11 protein-coding genes are annotated in these 9658 nt (G+C 37.2%); 5 read left to right on the top strand and 6 right to left on the bottom strand.

Features of this window, described 5'->3' with window-relative positions:
• On the top strand, window positions 1-544 hold a 544-nt coding region (locus QHH19_05390), incomplete at its 5' end, for a hypothetical protein (GenBank protein ID MDH7517759.1).
• Between the two features lie 90 nt (window positions 545-634).
• On the opposite strand, the gene glyS is transcribed toward QHH19_05390, so the two are convergent.
• From glyS to QHH19_05420, 6 genes are all read right to left on the bottom strand, one after another.
• Complete coding sequence (gene glyS, locus QHH19_05395) at window positions 635-2287, bottom strand: glycine--tRNA ligase (protein MDH7517760.1); 1653 nt, start codon at window positions 2285-2287, stop codon at window positions 635-637.
• Between the two features lie 59 nt (window positions 2288-2346).
• Window positions 2347-3186, bottom strand: coding sequence for a CBS domain-containing protein (locus QHH19_05400; protein MDH7517761.1), 840 nt, complete (start codon window positions 3184-3186; stop codon window positions 2347-2349).
• A 23-nt stretch (window positions 3187-3209) separates the two neighbouring features.
• Window positions 3210-4220, bottom strand: coding sequence for an amidohydrolase family protein (locus tag QHH19_05405; GenBank protein MDH7517762.1), 1011 nt, complete (start codon window positions 4218-4220; stop codon window positions 3210-3212).
• 45 nt (window positions 4221-4265) lie between these two features.
• Window positions 4266-4943, bottom strand: a complete 678-nt coding sequence (locus tag QHH19_05410; protein ID MDH7517763.1) for a hypothetical protein — start codon at window positions 4941-4943, stop codon at window positions 4266-4268.
• The gene (locus tag QHH19_05415) at window positions 4943-6193 is read right to left on the bottom strand and encodes a thiolase domain-containing protein (GenBank protein ID MDH7517764.1); all 1251 of its coding nucleotides are present in this window, start codon (window positions 6191-6193) and stop codon (window positions 4943-4945) included. Before QHH19_05415 ends, QHH19_05410 begins: the two co-directional genes overlap by 1 nt.
• 115 nt (window positions 6194-6308) lie before the next feature.
• Window positions 6309-8099: a CoA-transferase gene (locus tag QHH19_05420; protein ID MDH7517765.1), complete on the bottom strand. Its 1791-nt coding sequence runs from the start codon at window positions 8097-8099 to the stop codon at window positions 6309-6311.
• Window positions 8100-8267: 168 nt separating this feature from the next.
• Here QHH19_05420 and QHH19_05425 point away from each other — a divergent pair, with 168 nt between their 5' ends.
• The 4 genes from QHH19_05425 to QHH19_05440 all read left to right on the top strand — a co-directional run.
• On the top strand, window positions 8268-8477 hold the full coding sequence (locus tag QHH19_05425) for a 4Fe-4S binding protein (GenBank protein ID MDH7517766.1): 210 nt from the start codon (window positions 8268-8270) through the stop codon (window positions 8475-8477).
• 108 nt (window positions 8478-8585) lie between these two features.
• A complete protein-coding gene (locus QHH19_05430; protein MDH7517767.1) occupies window positions 8586-8999 on the top strand; it encodes a Fur family transcriptional regulator in 414 nt (137 codons plus the stop codon).
• A complete protein-coding gene (locus QHH19_05435) occupies window positions 8996-9580 on the top strand; it encodes a flavin reductase family protein (protein ID MDH7517768.1) in 585 nt (194 codons plus the stop codon). Before QHH19_05430 ends, QHH19_05435 begins: the two co-directional genes overlap by 4 nt.
• Window positions 9540-9658: rubredoxin (locus QHH19_05440; protein ID MDH7517769.1), on the top strand; the 119-nt coding region annotated here is incomplete at its 3' end. The genes QHH19_05435 and QHH19_05440, both read left to right, overlap by 41 nt.

Here is a 9658-nt window from a genome sequence, read left to right on the forward strand (position 1 = left end):
GATGGCAAAATTTGAACATACGGTTATTGTGGCACGCCGTCGGTGTCACAATATTATAGCAAAACAGGCGGAGGAGGATGATAAAAGAATGAATAAGACAATTTTAGCAATGTTTATTATTGCATTGTTTATAGGAGTAAGTGCTTTATCAGCTGGTTCAAATCAATCACCAACAGAGGTTAATAAAACTTTGAAGAGTGAAACTAAACCTATTGATATAATTATTCCGCTGGCAAGTATTAGGATCCGTCCTGATGGACCCGTAACAGTTGAAGCAAAATGGCATAAAATTAAAGAACATACTTATCGTGGGTATAGAGTAAATATAAGTGGAATAGCGGAGTATGGATGGGTTCAGAAAGGGTGGTTTACTGGCCCATTTGCTGGTATCCTTGATCTGATTTTTGATAATTGGCTTTTTGATCTTGAACCAGGAAGTGAATTCCAGATAGAATGCCTTTATCTACGAGCAGATGCAAATTTTGATTGGCGTATAGATGCCCTAGGAGTTCGTGTACATCTTAAAGGCACCGAGATCGAGTAATATTAGAAGATTTCACAAATGACAAATGAAACCAATCATGCGGAAATCTGAGAGTTACAAAGATTTAAAAAACACTCTTTCTTTATTTTTTTAAGATAACTTTTTTTCAAAATATTGCACTAAACCATTTATCTTTATTCTCTCTTGCTCTGTTGTATCACGATCCCTAATAGTCACAGCTTTATCATTTAATGTATCATGATCAACAGTTATACAAAACGGTGTACCTATCTCATCCATCCTTGCATATCTTCTACCAATAGTTCCACTATCATCATAATACGTAGTTACACCCGCGTTTCTAAGACTAGCATCTATCTCCTTAGCTATTTTAACAAGTTTCTCGTCACCAACAAGTGGGAATATACCAACTTTTATAGGGGCAACCAATGGATTAAGCCTAAGCAAAGTGTATTCCTCATCTTTTTTCTTTGTCTCAACATAGTTATGCTCTAGAACAAAATACAGAATCCTGTCGATACCATAAGATGGTTCTATAACATGGGGAACAAATTTTTCACCAAAACGTTTCTCCTTAACCTGTTTTATCTCATAGCAGTCAGATGGTATCTCAACAGTTTTACCATCTAAAACCATAGACAAATTTTTCTTAGCATCTTTCGCATCAATTTTTTCTAAAAGCTCTTTTATTTTACCGGCTTTGTCTTTAAAAAGAGGACCTAGTTTATCCATCTTTGGAACAACCTTTTTTACATCAACAACCTTAGACTCATCGTATTTCCTTAGAGCATACATGTCTGTCCCAGATGATTCTATATGGGCACCAAGGTCATATGCAGATCGATCAGCTATACCAACGCATTCTACCCAGCCAAAACGTTCGCTAAAAATTTCTGCGTCCCAACACTCAGTAGCATAATGAGCTAGTTCATCTGGTACATGTTTCCTGAATCTAAACTTCTTTGGGTCTACACCAAGGTTTAACAGGAAATCTTGTGTAACATACATATAATACGCAAGTGCTTGGTTGTTGATCACCTTGTTTTTCACAGCCTTTTCTAAAGAAAGTTTCATTTCCTTCTTGTTATCAAAAAGATACAACTCTTTGTTTTTAACACTATCAAAATTTGGGTGTTTTTTATCATTTGGATCAAAAAAAACTTCTGCCTCCGCCATATTAAACTCACGTAGTCTTATAATACTCTGCCTCGGTGAAATCTCATTCCTGTAACCTTTGCCGATTTGTACAACACCGAAGGGTAGCTTCTCCCTAGCATACCTATACAACAGGTGGAAGTTTGTGAAAATACCCTGCGCAGTCTCAGGTCGTAAAAAAGCCTTCCTGCCATCGTTGACTCCTATGCTAGTGGAAAACATAAGATTTACATCATGAGGATCACTTAGTTTATTACCACAACTAGGGCATATCACTTTACCTTCTTTTAAAGCCTGCTCAACACTCAGTGTTTTGTCAATAATGTCCTCAACCTTGTATGATGTTTTACATTTCTGGCAATCCACAGTTACATCAGTGAACTCATCCACGTGACCGGATGCTTTTAAAACCTCAAAAAGCGTCACAGTCGGAGTGTTTATTTCAATGCAGTTATCTTTTAACAAATAATATTTACGCCAGATATTTTCGATGTTGTTTTTAAGCTGTGAACCAAGGGGTCCGTAATCATAAAAACCTGCTACACCACCATAGATCTCAAAAGAGGGGTAGATGAAACCTCTTCGCTTAGCCATCATCATTATTTTATCGTGGATATCCAACGGCATAAACCTAATCTTCTCTCCAAATAAATTAGTTGGTTAAAATTAGAATGTTTTAATGGGATTTAAAACATGCAGGCCATTAGATCAATATCAGTTATCATACCAACGAGCCTCTCGTTCTCATCAACAACAGGTACGTGGCTTATGTTGTTTTTTATCATCTTTTGTGCAACCTCGGAAACAGGCGTGTTTTTGAATGCTTTTATAACATTTTTTACCATAACCTCTTTCACAGCAACATTAGGTAAATCAACCTTTGATGTAGAATAATAAAGCCGTATAGTATCTCTTATACCCTCCCAGGTCCACTGATCTTCGTCATCACCAATACCCATATCAGAACGTGAAACACTCTCTTTTATATGGCTGAGTTTAAATAAATCACCATCACTGACAATACCAGCTAGTTTAAGACTGTCGTTTAAAACTGGTAGAGCGTTTTCGTTTGTTATATTTATGATTTCCATAACAATGTTTATTGGTGTTTCCTCATAAACAGGGACAACCATGTTTGTGTAATACTTCTCAACAACCTCCCTTTTTCTATCAGATAAAATCTTCAAAATATCAGTGGGGCTAATGATGCCAACAATCTGTTTTCTTTTGTTAACAACAGGTAAACCATGTATCCTATTCTGATGTAGCAGCTTAGCAGCAACTTTTACATCCTGGTCCTTCTCAACCATAAAAACCTTGTCACTCATAATCAAAGCAAGCTGTTCTTCATCAGCATTCCTAAAAATATCGGTTCTAGTAACAACCCCAACAACGTTTTTTGTACCCCTCTTCAAAATAGGCATACCAGAAACATTATGCTTAGCAAGTATCTTCAAAGCATCCTTCACAGTCCCAGGAACATAACCAACAATCAAATCAGTTGACATCACTTCTTCAATTTTCACAATTTATCCCTCTCTTTTTTTTATTATATCATAATATATAAAGGTTTAAATGATTCTTTATCTAACACAACAATACCTGTTGTGGAATCTGGGGCAGGAATGCTATCATCTACATTTAAAACTTTCCGTGCACCATATGTAGCCATAGTCAATAATTCTTCGGTTGAAAACTCATTTGAAATAGTCTTTATATACCTGATCTCATCCAAGACACTAGGCGAACTAATCATAGCGTTATCAGTCCCAATCAACAAATCAACACCCTGTTTTTTCAACAAACCAAGATTAGGCTTCAAACAATAAAACATATTCGATCTAGGACAAACCACAACAGGAACATTATCGTCCTTAACACGCTCTAGATCACTCTCTGTAGCAAAAACCATGTGAACTAAAAAATCAGGTTTCAAACCAAGAATCAAATCAATATCTTCCCTCTTTCTCTCACTAGCATGTAAAGCAAAAATCTTATTCTCTTTTTTAGTGTGCCTAGCAACCTTTTCAAGCTCAGAATAATCCCAGTCAGAGATACTACTAAGACCTATACCATCAGAGTTTTCCAACAAAAAACTAACCTCCTCAGGATCATAATTTAGATGCTTTGGTCTCGATAAAATCAAAGAAGAAACACCAGTGTTTTTCAGAGATTTTCTAAGCTGAGATACACCAGTTATACCGGTTTCCCTGAAATCCCAGAAACAAGAAACACCACCAGCTTTCATGGTTTCGATAGAATCTCTCATACCAGCTATTATCTCCTCCTCAGTAGCCTCTTTTAACAACCTATGCTTCAGACCATGTGGTGGTGCAACAAGCTCCTCAACTTTTCTTGGTAGATCAATATCCTTTTTTTTTATGAAAGAATCACCAATATGTGTATGAGCGTTAACAAAAGACGGTGTTATCAAACCAGTACAAACCGGTTTTTTAGGTGGAGAACCTTTACCTGTTTCAACTATCTTGTTTTTTTCAAAACCTACGTACCCTTTTTCAAAACCCTTGTTTGTAAGTATTTCTCCTGAAACGTAATCCATCGAAACTAATAAACATAGAGGTGTTTTAAACTTTATTTATCAACTCTATTTTAGTGTCTTAACCCACTCATACACAGGTTCAACAAGTTTTTTAATCCTCTCTTTCTCCTCAGTCATAGGCGATGGTTTCCAACCATCAGCCGGCTCAAAATGGAAATCTGTAACAGCACCCACTCGTTGTTCCTTTGGTTTAAAAACAACCTTGAGAGGCATACCAAATTCCACATCCCATGGGTTAATTCCATGTAACTCATTAGCTATAGCAACCTTGCTATCACCGATAATCGCATATACTAAAACAATAGGTAGCCGTTTCAGAGATGATCTACCACTCCAACCAGCTACAGTCCAAGTATGAACCTTCGCAGTAAGTGGCATCTCAACCCATTCGGTTCTCTCAAGTTTACAGTTAAGGTTCCAGCAATGTGTACGAACAGGTACCCATGTGTCACCACATTTTGGGCAACGTGTACCCATTATTTTGCCTTCAAGTAAACCAATGAAGAATTTACTGTTCCAACCATGTCTAATAGTATAAAGTTGGTCGTAGTGAAGGAACTGGTTCATAACTGTTCTATCCTCTGATATCTCATGGCCAACAAAAACCAACCCTGTTTCTTTAACACCCTCAGGCCTGTAATCCTTCCTCTCTGTGAACTTTGGTTCATAAGCAAATTTTTTCTTATTATTTTTGTTTTTCATTAAAACCACCTGCTCCATCATTAATGCCTCCTTAAAATAAAATTGGATATACTAGTCCCTGTACCAGCATGACTATTCACAATACCACACATTGCATCAGGTACCTCGGTTTTCCTGCTAAGATGCTTCTTCGGAATCAAACCAGATAACTGATAGAAACACTCTATAGTACTCATCAAACCAGTTGCACCAACAGGATGACCATAACCAATAAGCCCACCACCAGGATTCATAGGAATACTACCATGCAAATGTGTTTGTTCATCGCGGATAAACTGAGCAATATTATCTGTATTCGCAAGCCCTAAAGCCTTGTATATCTGCGCCTCAGAAGTAGAAAAAGCATCGTGTATCTCACCAAAATCAATTTCCTTCAAAGGGTTTTCTATACCAGCCATCTTATATGCCTGCTCCGCTGAACAACGACAAGCCCCAAACTCAGTCATCTCAGGATAACCAGGGCCATAACGCTCAGCCCAAGTAGGGTTATTCAACCTGTCACCCGCACGGATAGTACAACTAGAAAGCCCCATACCATCGATGGTTACATAACCATCAGGGTTAACCTTCTTAGCATATTCCTCGCAACAAACAAGAACAAAAGCAACACCACGCGACATAAGGCAACAATCATATTTTTTTATAGGATAAGAAATCAACTTAGAGTTCAATACATCATCAACTGTGATATACCTATGTTCGTTTCTATACCACTGAGCCTTCGGGTTGTCCATTGCATTGTTCTTGTTTTTAACAGCGATAGTCGCAACATCCTCCTCAGTAACCTTATTGTCCTTCATCCATTTATTAGCCATAGCAGCATAATATATTGGGTAGATACCACCAACCATCAACTCATAACGAGTATCAGATGCCATAGCGATAAACTCGCTACCCTGCGACTGTGAAACCGAATCCATTGTCTCCCAGCCGATAATACCAACCACGTCATGATGACCTGACATTACAGCAAGTGCAGCAGCATACAAAGCAGATCCGCCTGTGTTACCACCGTTTTCAACACGGTAATGAGGCAAACCAACAAGACCAAGGTGATCATGAATAATCCACTCAGGTGCCAGTTGATGTCCAAAATGCACAGAGAAATGCGAATAAATCATCAGATCCAAATCGCGTAGAGAAAAATCTGGTATGTCTCTCTGTGTTTCTTTAACACATTCAGCTGCTCCACCCTCAATAGTTTCAAAACCTGTAGGGCCATAGTCAAAAGGAGTTGTTGCCCCACCAACAACACAAACTTTTCTTGTCATATGTCTAACCTCTCTTCGTCAAGAGACGAAAAATTTTTATTATCCCCGTCTCACTCAAGATAAGTAATACAAAATCAATTGAAAAATGTTTTCGTTTTTTGCCGTATAAACTCTATTATTTTCCTATTACCATACCAGCAGGATCTATACTCTTCAGTATCTTCAATTCTTTGTCAGTAGGTGGTTTAGTAAAAGTAATCTTTTCTGGTATAATAATTTCAAACCCACTGTTTTCTTTGATCTGATCAACTGTGACACCAGGATGAATATATATCAATTTCATATCCTTTGTTTCATCATCAAAATCATAGACGCCAAGCTGTGTAATAACTCTATAAGGCCCACTACCTCTAGGCAGACCATTTTTTTCTCTTGAATCAAAACCATCAAGGTAACCAGGTGTTGTAAGAAAATCAACCTTTTCAACAAACCTATATTTATCCTGCCTCATTATAATGATGGTTTTGTTACAAAGCGTGCCCACATCATTCGCACCACCACTACCAGGTAGTCTTGCTTTTGGATGATCGTATGATCCTATCACAGTTGTGTTTATGTTCCCATGTTTATCTATCTGCGCAGCACCTAGAAAACCGTAGTCAATATAACCTGCTTGTGCCATCGACATAGAGTCATGCATACTAGATGCTGCAACAGCCATGTGAAATGTCCGCGAGTCACCAACAGAAATCGGTAAAACAGGGATCTCAGGTCCTATGCCGCCTGCCTCGAAAAACAACAACAGGTTTGGTGCGTGTGTACGCTGTGCAAGCATAGCAGCAATCATCGGTAAACCTGTACCAACAAAAACAGATTTCTTGTCCTCAAGCATATGAGATGCTACACATGCGAGCAGTTCTGTGGACGAATAAGGCTCTGATTTCTTTTCATCCTTTTTCTGTATCCATGGTGCACTCATGGGTTCTTCTAATCTCTCAATCCTTCTCAGGAGTTTAAGTTTTTTAGATCCACCAACAATTTCCAGATATTCTTTGAAATCTTTCACATCAAAAACATATCTTTTCAGATATTCTCTTACACCATCATCTGTTTTTGATAATGACAACCATTCACCAATATGTTCCTCATCAAAAAAATACTCATATGGCATCTGACATGGGTGAGCACCAAAAGGTACTTCAACAACTGCATCTACAAGATAAAAAGGTATGACTGTTTTATGCGGTTCACTCCTTATTTTTTTGTTTTCGATGATTTTCTCAGTTGTGATAATAACACGTCGCGCAGCACGAGATAACTCAAAATCCTCAACCATAATTCCATCGATTTGCGCATTCCCATATTTGTCGCATCTAGGTACATGTAAAACCGCTACATCAGGGTAACAAGCAGGTAGAATGCAAATACTTTTACCACTAAAAGGGTCCTTCATAATTCTAGCGGAACTATGTTTGAAAGTATCTGTACCAAGCATAACCCTAGTTGGAATAAATGGTAGCCCCATCATAGCAGCGAGAAAACGCCATTGATAACCAGCGTTACTTATCTCACCAGCAATCTTACATCTACCTGTTTCAACAGCCCGTCTAGATGCAGGTGATAAACCGCGTAGCTCATGACCAAAAGAATAGGCAACCTCTACTTTGTTTACACATCCTGATCCAACTAGGAGATCAAGGTCATGGACAGCTGTTTTACCTGCCATTGTTAGATCATGTTTTTTTTGTCTTATGATCTCATAAACAATTGACATAGAAACACGGACGTGCCCAAATCCGCCCATAGCAATGAAACATCCGTCTTTTACAAACTTAGAAACCGCATCCTTTATGGTCATTGTTTTATCATCTAGACTTCTTGGTTTATTGTTCAGAATCCATTGGCGGTTTTCATCAGGGTCATGCCACCCTACGAGTTCGCCGTTCCCTTTTTCATTTTGATTCATAATCATTTCACAACCTGTTTTCGGAGAAAACAAATTTTTCTACCCTTATTTTTAATGAAACAGTTTACTATTCAAAAAATCTTCGAAAAACATTTTTTCGTAAAAGAAAACTCTAAAATAGTATTATGTTTTTACCATATCTCAATTCAATGGGGGTTTTAGAAAGCGATGAAGAAAGTATTTGAGGAAGGAAATATAAAAATAACAGTTGATTATGATAAATGTATAGGTGCTGGTGAGTGTGTTACTGCTTGTCCAGTTGAGATATTTGAGGTTAAAAATGGTAAAGCAGTTGCTAAGAATTTGGGTGAGTGTATAGAGTGTTGTGCTTGTGTTAATGCTTGCCCAAATGGAGCTATTGAGCACAGTTCTTGTTGATCTGGATTGGTGTTGGGAGAGTAAAAAACTTTATATAGGCAATCTGTATTACATACTAAATTGTAATAATTACAAATTAGTAATTGTTACAAAATAAAGGTGGATTATTTGGATAAACACGTGAAACTACTAAAAGAAAACAACATAAAGATCACACCTCAGCGGCTGATTGTTCTAAAATATCTAGAAGAACATCCCATCCATCCCACCGCTGAAAAAATTTTCTCAGACCTAAAATCAAATAATCCATCTCTCTCCAAAACAACAATATACAACACATTAGAAACCCTTAATGAACATGGAATTATACAATCGATAACAATATCTGGTTCCGAATCAAGATATGACTTATTTTCAGGTATGCACCATCACTTCTTATGTAAAAAATGCGGAAAAATAATAGATATAGATATAGCCTGCCCAAATATAGAAAAGATGTCAAAATATGGTCACAAAATTGAAGAAGTTCATGGTTACATAAAAGGTATCTGTAAGGATTGCTTAAAAAGAGGAAAAAAATGAACCCAAAAACACTACACAAGATATCATATGGACTATACATTGTTTGCTCAAAAAAAGGAAAAAAGATAAACGGCCAAATAGCAAACGCTTTGTTCCAAGTTACAGCTGAACCACAAACAATCGCAGTAAGCATAAACAAAAAAAACCTTACACACGAGTTCATAGAAGAAAGCAAAGCATTCACAATATCGGTTTTATCAGAAAAAACACCTATGAATTTCATTGGAACATTCGGGTTCAAATCAGGTAGAGACATAGACAAATTCAAAGATGTTAAATACAAGCTTGGTAAAAATCAGGCACCAATCGTTCTAGATAACACTATTGCCTATATCGAAGTTAGATTAATTGATAAAATAGATGTTGGTACTCACACAATATTTATCGGTCAGGTTGAGGACTGTGATATACTAACAGATGAAATACCAATGACCTATGAATTTTATCATAAAGTAAAAGGAGGTTTTTCACCAAAGAATGCACCAACTTATAGTGGTGAGGTTGATAAACAAAATAAAAAACAAAAGGAGGAAGAAAAAAATGACAAAGTATGTTTGCAGGGTATGTGGATATGTTTATGATCCAAAAATAGGAGATCCAGATAATGGTATAAAACCAGGTACAAAATTTGAGGATTTACCAGATGATTGGGTTTGTCC

The organism is Candidatus Thermoplasmatota archaeon (assembly GCA_029907305.1).
Lineage (GTDB): Archaea > Thermoplasmatota > E2 > DHVEG-1 > DHVEG-1 > JARYMC01.

Coding starts and splice junctions, on each gene's coding strand:
- glyS (MDH7517760.1), bottom strand. CDS start 2,287: ATGCCGTTGGATATCCACGATAAAATAATGATGATGGCTAAGCGAAGA.
- QHH19_05405 (MDH7517762.1), bottom strand. CDS start 4,220: ATGGATTACGTTTCAGGAGAAATACTTACAAACAAGGGTTTTGAAAAA.
- QHH19_05410 (MDH7517763.1), bottom strand. CDS start 4,943: ATGATGGAGCAGGTGGTTTTAATGAAAAACAAAAATAATAAGAAAAAA.
- QHH19_05415 (MDH7517764.1), bottom strand. CDS start 6,193: ATGACAAGAAAAGTTTGTGTTGTTGGTGGGGCAACAACTCCTTTTGAC.
- QHH19_05420 (MDH7517765.1), bottom strand. CDS start 8,099: ATGAATCAAAATGAAAAAGGGAACGGCGAACTCGTAGGGTGGCATGAC.
- QHH19_05425 (MDH7517766.1), top strand. CDS start 8,268: ATGAAGAAAGTATTTGAGGAAGGAAATATAAAAATAACAGTTGATTAT.
- QHH19_05435 (MDH7517768.1), top strand. CDS start 8,996: ATGAACCCAAAAACACTACACAAGATATCATATGGACTATACATTGTT.